This window comes from Rhabdonatronobacter sediminivivens, assembly GCF_013415485.1.
GTDB classification, from domain to species: Bacteria; Pseudomonadota; Alphaproteobacteria; order Rhodobacterales; family Rhodobacteraceae; genus Rhabdonatronobacter; species Rhabdonatronobacter sediminivivens.
In genome coordinates, this window is record NZ_JACBXS010000002.1 from 1 (window position 1) to 15562 (window position 15562).

Sequence of the window (15562 nt, forward strand, 5' to 3'; positions counted from 1 at the left end):
GCCGATCTGGACCCGGACGCGCTGGTCGGCACCTACGGCAGCTTCACCTTCGACGCCGACACCGGCGCCTGGGGCTATACGCTGGACAATGATGCCGACAACGTCCAGGCGCTGCCCGAAGGGATGGAGGTCACCGACACCCTGACCGTGACCAGCCTGGACGGCACCGCATCGGAAACCGTCACCGTCACCATCACCGGCGTCAACGATCCTGCCAGCATCGACGGCGATACCACCGGCGCGGTGACCGAGGATGACCCCGACGCCCAGACCGCCGCGGGGGTCCTGAGCGTGAGCGACCCGGACATGGGCGAGGATGTCTTCGCCGATCTGGACCCGGACGCGCTGGTCGGCACCTACGGCAGCTTCACCTTCGACGCCGACACCGGCGCCTGGGGCTACACGCTGGACAATGACGCCGAAGCCGTACAACTGCTGGACAAGGGGGTCGAGGTCACCGACAGCCTGACCGTGACCAGTCTGGACGGCACCGCGTCGGAAACCATCGCCGTGACCGTGACCGGCAGCGGGTTGCCGAACGCCCAGATCAGCGGGACCGTCACCGACCGGATGGGCGACGGGTCGAAGGACACCACCGTCACCTTTGCCAGTGCCACGGATGCGGATCTGAGCACCGAGACCGATGCCGCAGGTGCCTTCGGCTTCGAGGTGCCCACGGGCGACGCCGGGGTGCTGGATGCCACGCGGGACTATAACCGCGGCGATGTCGATATCACGGCGATGGATGCGCTGAACATACTGCGCCTGGCTGTGGGGCTGAACCCCGGCTGGGGCGCCCCGGCGACGGCGCATGATTTCATCGCCGCAGATGTCAACGGGGATGGTGCGGTGACGGCAATGGATGCGCTGGAAGTGCTGCGCCATGTTGTCGGTCTGGAAACCGAGGCTGCACCGCGCTGGGTATTCGTGGATGATGCGGCTGATCTCAGCGCTGTCAGCCGGGACAATGTGACCTATGAGACAGGCGTGGCGCTGGACGATATCGAGGCGGACATCGACGTCAGCATGACCGGTATCTTGCTGGGGAACATGCAGGAGTTCGCCTGATCCCCTTGCCCGGCCCGGCAACGGACCGCACCCCGGACATCCGGGGCGCGGTTTCGTGCTGGTCGTGGGGGTTTCGGTGGCGCGGGCGCCTCAGTCGGAGCCGCTGGTCGTGGTCGGCTGCGGGGCAAAGGCATCCATGCGGGCCAGTGCCTCATCGGCGCTGTCGACATAGTGGAACAGGTTCAGATCCTCGGCGCTGATGGTTCCGGCCTCGACCAGCGCGTCCCAGTTGATGACCCGTTCCCAGAACCCCTGGCCAAAGAGCAGGAAGGGGATCGGCCGCATCCGCCGGGTCTGGATCAGGGTCAGGGCCTCGAACAATTCGTCCATGGTGCCAAAGCCGCCGGGAAAGACCGTGATCGCCTTTGCCCGCATCAGGAAATGCATCTTGCGGATGGCGAAGTAGTGGAAGTTGAAGCTCAGGTCCGGGGTGACGTATTCATTGGGCGCCTGTTCATGGGGCAGGACGATGTTCAGGCCGATCGAAATGCCGCCTGCATCGGCAGCGCCGCGGTTGCCCGCTTCCATCACCCCCGGCCCGCCGCCGGTGACGATCACATCCTCACGCCCGTAGGACCGGACCGAGCGTTCGGTGATCAGCCGCGCGAACTTCCGGGCCTCCTCGTAATAGCGCGACAGTTCGGCCAGCATGGGGGTGGCGGCGGTGTCCTTTGCCTCGGGCGCCGGGATGCGGGCGCCGCCGAACATCACCACGGTGGAGGTGATGCCCCGCTCAGTCATCAGCAGATCGGGCTTGAGCAGTTCCAACTGCAGCCGCACCGGGCGCAATTCATCGCGCAGGATGAAATCGGCGTCATGGAAGGCCAGCCGATAGGCCGGGTGCCGCGTCTGCAAGGTGTCGCGGATCTCGGCCGCGTGGCGGGCGTCTTCGCCCGCATCGGGGAAGGGGCGGAAATGGTCATCCTTGCTCAAGCGAAGCTCCTGACGTTGCGTGTTTCAATTGCGAAGGCTATAGGCTGCGCAACCGTTTCACCAGCCCAGAGCAGAGAACCCATGACCGACACCGACCGCAACGACCAGCTGGAAGCCGCCATCGAAGCCGCATGGGAGGCGCGCGACACTATCAACCCGGCCACCACCGGGCCCACGCGTGACGCGATCGAGGCTACGCTGGACGCGCTGGACAGCGGCCAGCTGCGCGTGGCCGAGCGGCGCGACGGAGGCGACTGGCATGTGAACCAATGGGCCAAGAAGGCCGTGTTGCTGGGCTTTCGCATCAAGGACATGGAGCCGCAATCGGGCGGGCCGCAGGGCGGCGGCTGGTGGGACAAGGTGGACAGCAAGTTCAAGGGCTGGGATGCCGCGCGCTGGAAGGAGGCGGGGTTTCGCGCCGTGCCCAACTGCGTGGTGCGCCGGTCGGCCCATATCGCGCCGGGCGTGGTGCTGATGCCGAGCTTCGTCAACCTGGGCGCCTATGTGGACAGCGGCACCATGGTGGACACCTGGGCCACGGTGGGCAGCTGCGCGCAGATCGGCAAGAATGTGCATCTTTCGGGTGGTGTAGGGATCGGCGGTGTGCTGGAGCCGATGCAGGCCGGGCCGACCATCATCGAGGATCACTGCTTCATCGGCGCCCGGTCCGAGGTGGTCGAGGGTGTGATCGTGCGCGAGGGGGCGGTGCTGGGGATGGGCGTCTATATCGGCCAGTCCACCAAGATCGTGGACCGCGCCACCGGTGAGGTCATGTATGGCGAGGTGCCCGCCGGGTCGGTGGTGGTTTCGGGGTCGATGCCCTCCACCGGCGGGGTGAACCTCTATTGCGCGGTGATCGTCAAGCGGGTGGATGCGCGGACCCGGGCCAAGACCTCGATCAACGAATTGCTGCGGGATTGAGCGCGGCGCGCCCGGCGGTCACGGCAGGGAGGGTGGCGATGGCTGACGCAAAACCGGAGCGCGGCGGGGTGGAGGTGTTCACGCTGCTGGTCGAACTGGGCCGCGCCCGCGATGACGGGTTGCCCGAGGGCGCCACGGGCGGGGCCTTTCTGTGCTACGCCGCCGGGCGGGACGAGGCCGAGGCGGTGCGCGAAACCGTGGCCGTGCTGAAGACCGCGGGGTTGAACCCGTTGGAGGTGACGGGCCAGGGAACGCTGGCCGAGCGCCGCGCGGCGGGCGAGGAGATCGGCCCCGAGGATGAGGCGCTGATGGCGCGGGCGCTGGCGGAGAATGCGGTGATCGTGGCGCAGAAGACCTGGTTCGGGGACGCATAGGCTGGCGTGGTCGGGGGGGCTGTCTGCCCCCCGTCGCCCGTTCCGGGCGACTCCCCCCGAGGATATTTTGCAAGGGTGAAAGCGGCAGATGCGGGAAGGGGTGGCGATGGCAGGGCAGGTGGATCCGGTGGAGTTGACGGCGGCGTTGGTGCGCTGCCCGTCGGTCACGCCCGCCGAGGGTGGCGCGCTGGTGTTGCTGGAGCAGGTGCTCTCGGCGGCCGGGTTTGTCTGCACGCGCGTGGATCGGGGCGAGACGGCGAACCTGTTTGCGCGTTGGGGGGCAAAGGGGGCGGCGCGGAGTTTCGGGTTCAACGGGCATACGGATGTGGTCCCTGTGGGCGACGAAGCGGCCTGGAGCTTGGCGCCCTTCGGGGGCGCGGTCTTGGACGGCAAGGTCTGGGGGCGCGGGGCCTGCGACATGAAATCCGGGGTGGCGGCTTTTGTGGCGGCGGCGGTCGGTTTTGTGCGCGATACGCCGCCTGACGGTGCGGTGATCCTGGCCATCACCGGAGATGAGGAAGGCCCCGCCACCGATGGCACCGTGGCGCTGCTGGACTGGATGGACGCGCAGGGCGAGCGGATGGAGGTCTGTCTGGTGGGCGAGCCGACCTGCCCCGCGCGGATGGGCGAGATGATCAAGATCGGCCGCCGGGGGTCCTTGACGGCGACCATCGCGGCCACGGGGCGGCAGGGCCACGCGGCCTATCCGCACCGGGCGCTGAACCCCTTGCCGGCGCTGGTGGCGCTGCTGGACCGGCTGGCGCGGGCGCGCCTGGATGCGGGAACCGAAGCCTTCGACCCCTCGACCCTGGCGATCACCACGGTGGATGTGGGCAACCCTGCCTCCAATGTGATCCCGGCGCAGGGGCGGGCGGTGGTGAACATCCGGTTCAATGACCTGCACAGCGGGGCCTCGTTGGGCGACTGGCTGCGCGCGCAGGCGGCGGCGGTGGCGGGCGAGACCGGCGTGGCGCTGGAGGTGGCGGTCTCGGTCTCGGGCGAGGCGTTCGTGACGCCGCCCGGCGCGTTGTCGGACCTGGTGGCCGGTGCGGTGGAGGCTGAAACTGGCGTGGCGCCGGTGCTCTCGACCTCGGGCGGGACGTCGGATGCGCGGTTTGTGCGGGCGCATTGCCCGGTGGTGGAATTCGGCCTGGTGGGCAGTTCCATGCACCAGGTGGATGAACATGCCGAGGTCGCCCATATCCGTCAATTGACCGCGATCTACGGGCGCATCCTGCGGGACTATTTCGCAAAAGGGGGCGTTGATGCTTGAGATTGCGCGCAGCGATGATTTGGTCGCCTGTCAGGCCCTGCGCCGGGCAGTGTTCATTGAGGAGCAGGGCGTGTCCGAGGTTGACGAGGTGGATGGCCGCGACGGGCAGGCGCTGCATCTGCTGGCGCGCTGGGCGGGGCAGCCGGTGGGCACGGCGCGGATCCTTGTGCAGGGGGATGCGGGCAAGATCGGGCGCGTGTGCGTGTTGCGCGCGGCGCGGGGGCAGGGGATCGGCGCGGCCTTGATTCGCGCCGCCGTGGCCGAGCTGTCGGCCATGGACGGCGTGGCCGAGGCGCGGCTGGGCGCGCAGACCCATGCGCTGGAATTCTACACCCGGCTGGGCTTCGTGGCCGAAGGGCCGGAGTTCATGGACGCGGGCATCCCGCACCGGATGATGGCCCGCCCGCTGCATCCCGGCAAATGACCGGTGACGCGCCCTGGCGGCCATGCTAGGGGCAGGGGATGAAACAGCTCCCTTCTCTGGATGAATTGCGCGACTGGCTGGCGCAGAACCCTGGTTCGGGCGTGCGTGAGATTGCGCGCGCCTTTGGCATCAAGGGCCCCATGCGGCGCGAGCTGCGCCCGCTGACCGATGCCCTGGCCGACGAGGGGCTGCTGCCCCGGCGCCGCGCCAATGCCCGCGACATGGGCCGTCTGCCCCCCGTGGCCGTGCTGGAGATCACCGGCCCCGATGACGCGGGCGATCTGTTCGCCACGCCGGTGGAAGCGCGGCTGGAGGGCATGACCCCGCGTATCCTGGTGGTCACGGGCCCGCGCGACGGGGCGCTGGGGGCGGGCGACCGGGTGCTGGCGCGCCTGCAGGAGGTGCGCGCCCCGGACCACGACTATCAGGCCCGGCCCATCCGCAAGTTGGGCACCAACCCGGCCCGGGTTCTGGGGATCTTTCGCGCCGGCAGCCAGGGCGGAAGGATCACGCCCATCGACAAGGGCGCGGACCGCGAATGGATCGTCCCGGCGGGTGAAACCGGCGGCGCGCAGGACGGCGAGCTGGTGGAGGCGCAGGCGCTGGGGCGGGCCTCGATGGGCTTGCCGCGGGCGAAGGTGACGGATCGGCTGGGCGATCCCGGCGCGCCCAAGGCGGTTTCGCTGATTGCGATCCATCAGCATGGCATCCGCGATCATTTCCCCGATACCGTGGTGGCCGAGGCCGACGCCATGACGCCGGCGGGCCCTGAGGGGCGCGAGGATCTGACCGGCCTGCCGCTGATGACCATCGACCCGGCCGATGCGCGCGACCATGACGATGCCATCGCCGTGCTGCCCGATGACGACCCGGGCAACGATGGCGGCTTTGTGATCTGGGTGGCGATTGCCGATGTGGCCCATTACGTCCGCCCGGGATCGGAGCTGGACCGCGAGGCGCGGATGCGCGGCAATTCCACCTATTTCCCCGACCGGGTGGTGCCGATGCTGCCGGACCGGCTGTCGGGGGATCTGTGTTCGCTGCATGAAGGGGTGGACCGGGCCTGCATGGCCGTGCGCATGGTGATCGACGCGCGCGGGGTGAAGCTGGCGCATCGGTTCGTGCGCGGGGTGATGCGCTCGCGCGCCTCGTTGACCTATGGGCAGGCGCAGGCGGCCGAGGACGGGCGCCATGACGCGCAGACTGAACCGCTGGCCGCCGAGATCGGCGCGCTGTTTGCCGCCTATCGCGCGTTGCGCGCGGCGCGGGCGCAGCGCCAGCCGCTGGACCTGGACCTGCCCGAGCGGCGGATCGAGCTGTCTGAGGACGGGCGTGTGGCCTCGGTCGCGTTTCGTGAGCGGCTGGATGCGCATCGGCTGGTGGAAGAGTTCATGGTGCTGGCCAATGTTGCCGCCGCCGAGGAACTGGTCCGCCGCCGCAGCCCCTTGTTGTTCCGAGTGCATGAGGAACCCAGCCCCGAGAAGCTGGACGCCCTGCGCGAGGTTGCCGTGGCCTCGGGGTTCACGCTGGCCAAGGGGCAGGTGCTGCAGACGCGGCATCTCAACAACCTGCTGGCGCAGGCCGAAGGGACGGAGTTTGACGAGCTGATCAATATCTCGACCCTGCGGTCCATGACCCAGGCCTATTACGCGCCGCAGAATTTCGGGCATTTCGGGCTGGCGCTGCGGGCCTATGCGCATTTCACCTCGCCCATCCGGCGCTATGCGGATCTGATCGTGCACCGGGCGCTGATTGCGGCGCATGGCTGGGGGGATGACGGGCTGGCGCGGTCGGACACGGAACGGCTGGAGGAAACCGCGACGCTGATTTCCGAGGCCGAGCGGCGGTCCATGGCGGCGGAGCGGGACACCAATGACCGCTATCTGGCGGCGTTCCTGGCGGATCGGATCGGGGACGAGCTTTCGGGGCGGGTGTCCGGCGTGACGCGCTACGGGTTGTTCATCAAGCTCGATGAGACCGGGGCGGATGGGCTGGTGCCGGTGCGCTCGCTGGGGGATGAGTATTTCCGCCATGACGCCGAGACGCAGCAGCTTGTGGGCGAACGCTCGGGCGTGGTGTTCGGGTTGGGGCAGCGGGCGGTGGTGAAGCTGGCCGAGGCCGAGCCCGAGACCGGGGGGCTGGTGCTGGAACTGCTGGAGATCGAGGGCCAGGCCGTGGTCCGCTCCCGCGCACGCCCGGGTCGGCGCGGCGCGGTGGGGCGCAAGGCGGGCAAGTTGCGTGCGGGCAAGGCCAAGGCGCAGCGCAAGGCCGAACGCAAGCGGCGCGGGTAGGGGGTTCTCCCGCCCGTCGGCGCGGCGCAGGCGCCGCACCTCCCGTTGGGCCGGGCGCGCGCCTGCGGCGCGCGATGGCGCTCTGGCTGATGTGACATGCTGCGGAAGACACGGGACGTCTGCGGTGGTGGCCTGCCCCCTGTTCCGATGCGAATGGCGCGACGCGGGCTTGACAGGGCATGGCGATTCCGAAGGGAATGGTGGCAATCCAATGGCAAGCGTAAAGGTGAGGAGTGGAGATGGATGAAATCGTGATTTTGGGCGGCGCCCGGACGGCTATCGGGACCTTTGGTGGCAGTCTTGCGGGCACCAGTGCCATCGAGCTTGGCGCCATTGTCGCGCAGGCGGCGCTGGACCGCGCCGGGGTCGAGGCGGCGCAGGTGGGACATGTTGTCTTCGGTCATGTGATCAACACCGAGCCCGCGGATATGTATCTTTCGCGCCGTGCGGCTGTTGCGGCCGGGATTCCGGACAGCACACCGGCGATGAATGTCAACCGGCTGTGCGGTTCCGGGGCGCAGGCCGTGGTTTCGGCCATGCAGTCCCTGGCGCTGGGGGATGCCGATTTTGCCCTTGCTGGCGGGTCCGAGACCATGAGCCGCGCACCCCATATCCTGCAAGCGGCGCGCAGTGGCCAGAAAATGGGCGATGTGCGCGCGCTGGACATGATGACCGGGGCACTGACCTGCCCGTTCGGCACAGGGCACATGGGGGTGACAGCGGAGAATGTGGCGCGCGAGCATGACATCAGCCGCGAGGACCAGGACGCCTTTGCGCTGGAAAGCCAGAAGCGGGCGGCGCGCGCCCTTGAGGAAGGGCGGTTCGCGGATCAGATCGTCCCGGTGACGCTGAAGACCCGCAAGGGTGAGGTGGAATTCGCCCGGGACGAACATCCCAAGGCCACCACCCCCGAGGCGCTGGCCGGTCTGCGGGCGGTGTTCCAGAAGGACGGCACGGTGACCGCGGGAAATGCCAGCGGGATCAACGATGGCGCGGCGGCGCTGGTTCTGGCGCGGGCCGAAGCCGCAGAGGCCACGGGGCTGCGCCCGCGCGCGCGTCTGCTGGGCTATGCCCATGCCGGTGTCCGCCCCGAGGTTATGGGCATTGGCCCGATCCCGGCGGTGCAGGCACTCTGCGCGCGCATCGGACTGACGGTCGCGGATTTCGATGTCATCGAATCGAATGAGGCATTTGCGGCACAGGCGCTGGCGGTGAGCCGCGGACTGGGCCTCGACCCTGAAAAGGTGAACCCCAATGGTGGTGCGATCGCGCTTGGGCATCCGGTGGGGGCCACGGGTGCGATCATAACGCTCAAGGCATTGCATGAACTGGAGCGGATCGGTGGCAAACGGGCACTTGTGACCATGTGCATCGGCGGCGGGCAGGGGATTGCCCTGGCCATGGAGCGGCTCTGACCTGTCCCGCAGCGCGTGGGGGTGCTGCGGCGCGCTCCGGGCGCATTTGGCGCCTGATGTGCCATCAGAGGGCAGGGGCGCGGCGGGCGTGAGCGCTCCCGGGCAGCGCCCGGGAGCGCAGCCCGGGCCAGGCCCGGGCATCGCGGGGGCATGGCCCCCGCGGCACGCCCGTTGCACACCGCTCGGCCCGAGGCGTCTCACGGCCACGTCAGCACAGGCAAGAGCGCTTGCCCCCGCGCGCGGCTTTCCTTACACACCGGGGTCAACTCCGACGTGACATGAGGCAGGACATGGCGAAGAAAACCAGCACGGCCACCAAGATCGGCGGCGGCTTTCTGCTGCTTCTGCTGATTGTCGCCATGGCGGGTTTCGGCGTTGAAGGCTTCGGCACATCAGTGCGCAGCATTGGCAGCGTGGGTGATCGCGATATCTCCACCGATGAGTATGCGCGCGCCCTTCAGGAAGAGATGCGCGCCCTGTCCCAGCAGACCGGGCAAGCCGCAACCATGCAGCAGATGCAGATGATGGGCGTTGATCAATCGGTCATGCGCCAGTTGGTCATGCGCGCCACGCTGGACAATGAGGCTGACACGCTTGGCGTCTCGGTCAGCGATTCCATCGTGCAGCAGGAGATTCTTGCGATCTCGGCCTTTCAGGGGCTGGACGGCAATTTTGACCGCGAATCCTATCGTTTTGCCCTGCAGAGCGCCGGTTTGTCCGAGACGCAGTTCGAGGAACAGTTGCGCGCGGATGCGGCCCGGGGCCTTCTGCAGACCGCCGTTGTTGCCGGGGTTACCGCACCCGCCGCGCAGGCCGAGCTGTTGCTGGAATTCGCCGGAGAACAGCGTGACTTCACGGTTGTGACGCTGGGCCGGTTCGACCTGGATGCGCCGTTGCCCACAGCCAGTGACGCCATCCTGCGCCAGTTCCATCAGGACAATATCGACCAGTTTACCCTGCCCGAGGGCAAGCGCCTCTCCTATGCGCTGGTCACTCCGTCAATGCTGCTGGAAACGCTTGACGTCGAAGATGAAGCCCTGCGGGAAGAATATGAACGGCGCGCCGGCGAATTCCGCCGCCCCGAGCGGCGCCTGGTCGAACGGCTGGTCTATCGCGATGAAGCCACCGCATCCGAGGCCATGGCCCGCATGGAGCAGGGCGAGGCCACGTTCGAGACCCTGGTTGCCGAGCGTGGGCTGGACCTGGAAGACACCGACATGGGCGATGTGACGCAGGACCAGCTTGGCGCCGCGGGGGCCGAGGTCTTTGCCCTTGACGGCCCTGGAACGACCGGTCCGCACCCCACAACGCTGGGTCCGGCGCTGTTTCGTGTGAATGCGGTCCTGCCCGCGCAGGAAACGCCGTTCGAAGCCGTCCGCGATGACCTGCGCGCGGAACTGGGCGCCGACATGGCCGCCCGCATCCTGGCCCAGCAGCTCGATGATTACGAAGACCTGCTGGCCGGGGGCGCCGATGTCGCCGATCTGGTCGCCGAGACCGAGATGGAGGGCGGCGAGATCGACTGGCGTGAGGGCGAGCGTGACGGTGTGGCCGCCTATGCCGAATTCCGCGAGGCCGCCCGCGCCGCCGAGCCAGGCGATTTCCCCGAAATCCTGCTGCTGGACAATGGCGGTTTGCTGTCGGTGGAACTGGTGGAGCCGCTGCCGGCGATGCCCCAGGCCTTCGAGGATGTGCGCGAGGAGGTCCTGCGCGCCTGGGAGGAAACCGAGATCGAGGCCCGCCTGCTGCGCCAGGCCGAAGCGGTGCGCGAGGGCATGATGCAGGGGGAGCCGCTGGATGCGCTGTCTGGAACGCAGGTGAGTTTCGAAGGGCTGACCCGCACGGATTTCCTGCCCGATCTTCCGCGCGATCTGGTGACCATGGCCTTCGATCTTGGCCCCGGTGAAACCGCCGTCATGGCCGAAGGCGCGCAGGTGCATGTCATCATGCTGGACGATACGCGGGGGCCGGACCGGATGAACCCCGATGTCCAGCGGCTTGGCATGGTGATCCAGCAGCAACTGGAACAGGGCGTGGCGCAAGATGTGTTCGCCTATTTCACCACCGCGTTGCAGTCAGAGGTCTCGATCCAGCTGAACCAGTCGGTGATCGAGGCCGTTCACGCGCAGTTTCAATAAGGCAGGACCGGGCCATGGCCAGATTGACCCCCGATTTCGCGGAATTCGAGGCTGGCTGGGCGCGGGGCAGAAACCAGCTTGTTCATGCCCGGCTGGCGGCGGACCTGGACACGCCGGTGTCGCTATACCTCAAGCTGGCAGGCGCCAGCCGGGACAGTTTCATGCTGGAATCGGTCACCGGGGGCGAGGTCCGGGGCCGATACTCGATCATCGGGCTGAAGCCGGATCTGATCTGGGAATGTCACGGCACCCAGGCGCGCCTGAACCGCGAGGCGCGCTTCGACGCCGAGGCCTTTGTCCCCGAACCCCTGCCGCCGCTGGACAGCCTGCGCGCGCTGCTGGCCGAAAGCCGGATCGACATGCCCGCCGACCTGCCTGCGGCGGCGGCGGGGCTGTTCGGCTATCTGGGCTATGACATGATCCGTCAGGTCGAACACCTGCCCAACGTCAACCCTGATCCCATTGGGGTGCCGGATGCGCGGATGCTGCGCCCGTCGGTGGTGGCGGTGCTGGACGGGGTGAAGGGCGAGGTGATCGTCGTCGCCCCGGCTTGGGTGGGCTCTGGCCTGTCGGCGCGGGCGGCCTATGCGCAGGCGGCCGAACGGGTGATGGACGCGGTGCGCGATCTGGACCGCGCCGTGGCCGGTGCCGCGCGCGATTTCGGCGAGGCGACGCCGGTGGGCGAAGCGCAGTCGAACTTTGCCAAGCCGGACTATCTGGCCGCCGTGGCCAAGGCCAAGGAATATATCCGCGCGGGCGATATCTTTCAGGTCGTGCCCTCGCAACGCTGGGCGCAGGAATTCACGCTGCCGCCCTTCGCGCTTTATCGCTCGCTGCGGCGGACGAACCCTTCGCCCTTCATGTTCTACTTCGATTTCGGTAGCCCCGGCGCGGGCTTCCAGATCGTTGGCGCCAGCCCCGAAATCCTTGTGCGCCTGCGCGAGGGCGAGGTGACCATCCGCCCCATCGCCGGGACCCGCCCCCGTGGCGCCACGCCTGAGGAAGACCGCGCGCTGGAGGCCGATCTGCTGGCCGATCAGAAGGAACTGGCCGAGCATCTGATGCTGCTGGATCTGGGCCGCAACGATGTGGGAAGGGTGGCGAAGATCGGCACCGTCCGCCCGACCGAGGAATTCATCATCGAGCGTTACAGCCATGTGATGCATATTGTCTCGAACGTTGTGGGCGAGATTGCGCCTGAACATGACGCGCTGTCGGCGCTGCTGGCGGGGCTTCCGGCGGGCACGGTGTCCGGCGCGCCAAAGGTCCGCGCGATGGAGATCATCGACGAGCTGGAGCCCGAAAAGCGCGGCGTCTATGGCGGCGGCGCGGGCTATTTCGCCGCCAATGGCGAGATGGACATGTGCATCTGCCTGCGCACTGCGGTGGTCAAGGATCAGGTGCTCTATATCCAGGCCGGGGGCGGCGTGGTCCATGACAGCGACCCCGAGTCCGAATATCAGGAAACCGTCAACAAATCCCGCGCCCTGCGCCGCGCCGCCGAGGATGCGGGACGTTTTGTGGAAGGCACCAACCGCTAGCGCGGCTCAGGGCAGGTAGAGCGGCGCGCGCTCCCCTTCGGCCACGCGGCGCAGGACGGCCGGGTAAAGCTGATGCTCCATGGTCAGGACGCGGGCGGCAAGGGTATCCTCGGTATCGCCGGGCAGGACCGGCACCCGCCCCTGACCAAGGATCGGCCCGGCGTCCAGTTCGGCGGTAACCTCGTGGACGGTGCAGCCCGCCTGCGCGTCCCCGGCTTCCAGCGCGCGGCGGTGGGTGTGCAGCCCGGGGTATTTCGGCAGAAGCGAGGGGTGTATGTTCAGGATCCGCCCCCGGTAATGATCCACAAAGCGCGGGGTCAGCACCCGCATGAAGCCCGCCAGCGCAATGAGGTCGGGCGCGGCGCGGTCCAGCAGCGCGATCAGCCCGTCCTCGAACGCCGCGCGGTTGCGCCCAAAGGGGCGGTGATCCAGCGCGGCGGTGGGGATGCCCATGGCGCGGGCCTTCTCCAGCCCCCCGGCATCCGGGTCATTGGCCAGCACCAGACAGGGCCGCGCCGGGTGATCGCCGGTCATGGAGCGCGCCAGCGCCACCATGTTCGACCCCCCGCCCGAGATCAGGATGGCAACCCGCCTGGCCCCGCTCATGCCCGCGCAAGCGCCCCGGTGTAGCGCATGCCCGCGCCTTCGGTCACGGTGCCGATGCGGTGGACGGTCTCGCCCGTCGCCGCCAACAGATCGGCCAGCGCATCGGCCCGGTCGGCGGCCACCACCAGCACCATGCCGATCCCGGCGTTGAAGGTCTTGAGCATCTCGGCCTGGTCCAGCCCGCCTTCATCCGCCAGCCAGCCAAAGACCGGGGGCAGGGGCCAGGCGTTCAGGTTGATATCGGCGCCCAGGGCTTTGGGCAGGACGCGGGGCAGGTTTTCGGTCAGGCCGCCGCCGGTGATATGGGCCAGCGCATGAACCCCGCCCGCGCGGATCGCCGCCAGCGCGGGTTTCACATAAAGCCGCGTGGGCGCCAGCAGCGCCGCACCCAGGGCGGCATCAGCAAAGGGCGCGGGCGCGCCCCAGCCCAGACCCGCACGCTCCACCACCTTGCGCACCAGGCTGTAGCCGTTGGAATGCACCCCGTCCGAGGCCAGCCCCAACAGCACATCGCCCGCCGCCACATCGCGGGGCAGGGCGGCGCCGCGCTCCATGGCGCCGACGGCGAATCCCGCCAGGTCGAAATCCTTTTCGGCATACATGCCGGGCATTTCCGCCGTCTCGCCGCCGATCAGGGCGCAGCCGGACCGGCGGCAACCTTCGGCAATGCCGCCGATGATGCGGGTTGCATCCGCGACCTCCAGCTTGCCGGTGGCAAAGTAATCCAGGAAGAACAGCGGCTCGGCCCCCTGGCAGACCAGATCGTTGACGCACATGGCCACCAGGTCGATCCCGATGGTATCCAGATGCCCGGTGTCGATCGCGATGCGCAGCTTGGTGCCCACCCCGTCCGTGGCCGCCACCAGCACCGGATCGGCAAAGCCTGCGGCCTTCAGATCGAACAGCGCGCCAAAGCCCCCCAGCCCGGACATCACCCCGGGCCGTACGGTGGCCTTGGCCGCGGGCTTGATCGCCTCGACCAGCGCGTTTCCGGCGTCGATATCCACCCCGGCCTGGGCATAGCTGAGCCCGTTCCTGTCTTCTGACATGCCTGTTGTCCCCTGCGCTGCGTGGCCTTGCGCGCGCGATAGCCGATTGCGGGCCGCAGGGCAACCGGACCCGGACCCTTGACATTCTCCGCAAGGATGCCAAATACATTCCAAGTTTAGAATATATAGGAGCAGATCATGTCCACCACCCCACAGCACAGCCCCGTCGTGCGCGCATTCTTTGACCGGCCCACCGGTAGCCTGCAATACGTGTTCCATGATCCCGCAACCCTGCGCGGCGCCATCATCGACCCGGTCTGGAATTACTACCCTGAGGCCGGAGCCGTCACCACCGAGAGCGCCGACGAGATCCTGCGCTATGTGGCAGAGGCCGGTCTGACCATCGACTGGGTTCTGGACACCCACCCCCATGCTGACCATTTCAGCGCCGGGCCTTACCTGAAGGAGAAACTGGGCGCTCCGCATGGCATTGGTGAGCGGGTGACCGGCGTGCAGGAGCTGTGGCAGAAGCTCTACAACCTGCCGCAGGATTTCCCAACGGACGGGCGCCAATGGGACCGGCTGTTCGCCGAAGGCGACACGTTCATGGTTGGCGAGATCCCGGTGCGGGTCATGTTCTCGCCGGGGCACACGCTGGCCTCCATCACCTATGTCGCAGGGGATGCGGCCTTTGTGCATGACACGCTGATGATGCCGCAATCGGGCACCAGCCGCGCCGATTTCCCCGGTGGCAGCACCGAGGCGCTGTGGGACTCCATCCGCGCCATCCTGGACCTGCCGGCGCAGACGCGGATCTATGTGGGCCATGATTATCCGCCCGCGGGGGTGGACCCGCAATACATGGCCACGGTTGCCGAACACCGGCTGACCAACCGCCACGTCAAGGACGGCATCAGCAAGCAAGAGTTCATCGCCACCCGCAGCGCCCGCGATGCCACGCTGAAACTGCCGGACCGGATGCTGGAGGCGCTGCAGGTCAACATCCGCGGCGGCCGCCTGCCCACCCCCGAGGCTGATGGCCACAGCTACCTGCGCAAACCCATCGGCCGCTTCGATCCGCGCTGAGCGGGCGCGGCCAGCGACTTGACCCGGCGCCCGCATCGGCGTAGCAGACAGGCGCCGGGCCTGTAGCTCAATTGGTTAGAGCAGAGCGCTCATAACGCTTTGGTTGGGGGTTCGAGTCCCTCCGGGCCTACCAAACCTCATGGTGTTGTCGGTTCTTGGCAGATGCCCGAGGAGCATTCCCGGCGAACCTATGGGCAGGTTCATGACGGCTTGCGTCCGGTATGGGCGCGGCAGAGGCCTGGCCAAGGCATCATCCGCCACCCCTTTGCGCATCACAGATTCGGTGCCTCTGCGCCTCCGCCAGCGTCAAATGGCCGGACACTGCCATGATCTCATGCCCGAAGGTGCCAGCGGCCGCCATCCTCCATGCGCTCGACAAGCACTGCTGAAAAACAGGTGTTGCGCGAAATCCGGTCTTTGCCTTCCGCCATGCGCCGGATCGGATCGGATGGATGCGGCATCGGTATCGCGCGGGTGTTCGGCATTCAGGGCGGCCTGCCCAG

The 15562-nt window shown here is 68.0% G+C and carries 14 protein-coding genes and 1 tRNA gene; 11 read left to right on the plus strand and 4 right to left on the minus strand.

Annotation, left to right across the window (positions count from 1 at the left end; all coding sequences use genetic code 11):
* Positions 1-1068 (plus strand): VCBS domain-containing protein (locus HUK65_RS00925; protein ID WP_235441688.1); only part of this gene is annotated, 1068 nt, incomplete at its 5' end.
* Positions 1069-1158: 90 nt separating this feature from the next.
* On the opposite strand, the gene HUK65_RS00930 is transcribed toward HUK65_RS00925, so the two are convergent.
* Positions 1159-2001: an LOG family protein gene (locus HUK65_RS00930; RefSeq protein ID WP_179904247.1), complete on the minus strand. Its 843-nt coding sequence runs from the start codon at positions 1999-2001 to the stop codon at positions 1159-1161.
* An 81-nt stretch (positions 2002-2082) separates the two neighbouring features.
* Between HUK65_RS00930 and dapD the strand changes: the two genes are divergently transcribed.
* The 8 genes from dapD (at position 2083) to trpE (ending at position 12378) form a co-directional block, all read left to right on the plus strand.
* Complete coding sequence (gene dapD / locus HUK65_RS00935; RefSeq protein ID WP_179904248.1) at positions 2083-2922, plus strand: 2,3,4,5-tetrahydropyridine-2,6-dicarboxylate N-succinyltransferase; 840 nt, start codon at positions 2083-2085, stop codon at positions 2920-2922.
* Between the two features lie 38 nt (positions 2923-2960).
* Positions 2961-3296: a hypothetical protein gene (locus HUK65_RS00940; protein WP_179904249.1), complete on the plus strand. Its 336-nt coding sequence runs from the start codon at positions 2961-2963 to the stop codon at positions 3294-3296.
* Between the two features lie 106 nt (positions 3297-3402).
* Positions 3403-4569, plus strand: a complete 1167-nt coding sequence (gene dapE / locus HUK65_RS00945) for a succinyl-diaminopimelate desuccinylase (protein WP_179904250.1) — start codon at positions 3403-3405, stop codon at positions 4567-4569.
* Positions 4562-4993 carry a GNAT family N-acetyltransferase gene (locus HUK65_RS00950; protein WP_179904251.1) on the plus strand — a complete coding sequence of 144 codons (432 nt, stop codon included), beginning with the start codon at positions 4562-4564 and terminating at the stop codon, positions 4991-4993. The genes dapE and HUK65_RS00950 overlap by 8 nt, the downstream gene beginning before the upstream one ends.
* Positions 4994-5031: 38 nt before the next feature.
* Complete coding sequence (rnr, locus tag HUK65_RS00955) at positions 5032-7284, plus strand: ribonuclease R (protein ID WP_179904252.1); 2253 nt, start codon at positions 5032-5034, stop codon at positions 7282-7284.
* A gap of 239 nt (positions 7285-7523) precedes the next feature.
* Complete coding sequence (locus HUK65_RS00960) at positions 7524-8699, plus strand: acetyl-CoA C-acyltransferase family protein (RefSeq protein ID WP_179904253.1); 1176 nt, start codon at positions 7524-7526, stop codon at positions 8697-8699.
* Between the two features lie 290 nt (positions 8700-8989).
* On the plus strand, positions 8990-10837 hold the full coding sequence (locus HUK65_RS00965) for a SurA N-terminal domain-containing protein (RefSeq protein WP_179904254.1): 1848 nt from the start codon (positions 8990-8992) through the stop codon (positions 10835-10837).
* A gap of 14 nt (positions 10838-10851) precedes the next feature.
* The gene (gene trpE / locus HUK65_RS00970; protein ID WP_179904255.1) at positions 10852-12378 is read left to right on the plus strand and encodes an anthranilate synthase component I; all 1527 of its coding nucleotides are present in this window, start codon (positions 10852-10854) and stop codon (positions 12376-12378) included.
* A gap of 6 nt (positions 12379-12384) precedes the next feature.
* Here the strand turns inward: trpE and purN are convergent, their stop codons facing one another.
* Both purN and purM read right to left on the minus strand, forming a co-directional pair.
* Entirely contained in the window at positions 12385-12984 is a 600-nt protein-coding gene (gene purN, locus HUK65_RS00975; RefSeq protein ID WP_179904256.1) for a phosphoribosylglycinamide formyltransferase, read from the minus strand.
* Positions 12981-14033, minus strand: coding sequence for a phosphoribosylformylglycinamidine cyclo-ligase (gene purM, locus HUK65_RS00980; protein WP_179904257.1), 1053 nt, complete (start codon positions 14031-14033; stop codon positions 12981-12983). Before purM ends, purN begins: the two co-directional genes overlap by 4 nt.
* 138 nt (positions 14034-14171) lie before the next feature.
* Here purM and HUK65_RS00985 point away from each other — a divergent pair, with 138 nt between their 5' ends.
* Positions 14172-15059, plus strand: coding sequence for an MBL fold metallo-hydrolase (locus HUK65_RS00985; protein WP_179904258.1), 888 nt, complete (start codon positions 14172-14174; stop codon positions 15057-15059).
* A gap of 56 nt (positions 15060-15115) precedes the next feature.
* A tRNA-Ile gene (locus tag HUK65_RS00990) sits at positions 15116-15192 on the plus strand.
* A 199-nt stretch (positions 15193-15391) separates the two neighbouring features.
* On the opposite strand, the gene HUK65_RS00995 is transcribed toward HUK65_RS00990, so the two are convergent.
* Positions 15392-15544, minus strand: a complete 153-nt coding sequence (locus HUK65_RS00995; RefSeq protein WP_179904259.1) for a hypothetical protein — start codon at positions 15542-15544, stop codon at positions 15392-15394.
* Positions 15545-15562 lie beyond the last annotated feature (18 nt).

Bases quoted from the DNA above. Each gene is read 5' to 3' on its own strand.
- purN (WP_179904256.1), bottom strand. From the start codon at position 12,984: ATGAGCGGGGCCAGGCGGGTTGCCATCCTGATCTCGGGCGGGGGGTCG.
- dapD (WP_179904248.1), top strand. From the start codon at position 2,083: ATGACCGACACCGACCGCAACGACCAGCTGGAAGCCGCCATCGAAGCC.
- trpE (WP_179904255.1), top strand. From the start codon at position 10,852: ATGGCCAGATTGACCCCCGATTTCGCGGAATTCGAGGCTGGCTGGGCG.
- HUK65_RS00950 (WP_179904251.1), top strand. From the start codon at position 4,562: ATGCTTGAGATTGCGCGCAGCGATGATTTGGTCGCCTGTCAGGCCCTG.
- HUK65_RS00940 (WP_179904249.1), top strand. From the start codon at position 2,961: ATGGCTGACGCAAAACCGGAGCGCGGCGGGGTGGAGGTGTTCACGCTG.
- HUK65_RS00960 (WP_179904253.1), top strand. From the start codon at position 7,524: ATGGATGAAATCGTGATTTTGGGCGGCGCCCGGACGGCTATCGGGACC.
- HUK65_RS00995 (WP_179904259.1), bottom strand. From the start codon at position 15,544: ATGCCGAACACCCGCGCGATACCGATGCCGCATCCATCCGATCCGATC.
- HUK65_RS00985 (WP_179904258.1), top strand. From the start codon at position 14,172: ATGTCCACCACCCCACAGCACAGCCCCGTCGTGCGCGCATTCTTTGAC.
- purM (WP_179904257.1), bottom strand. From the start codon at position 14,033: ATGTCAGAAGACAGGAACGGGCTCAGCTATGCCCAGGCCGGGGTGGAT.
- dapE (WP_179904250.1), top strand. From the start codon at position 3,403: ATGGCAGGGCAGGTGGATCCGGTGGAGTTGACGGCGGCGTTGGTGCGC.
- rnr (WP_179904252.1), top strand. From the start codon at position 5,032: ATGAAACAGCTCCCTTCTCTGGATGAATTGCGCGACTGGCTGGCGCAG.
- HUK65_RS00965 (WP_179904254.1), top strand. From the start codon at position 8,990: ATGGCGAAGAAAACCAGCACGGCCACCAAGATCGGCGGCGGCTTTCTG.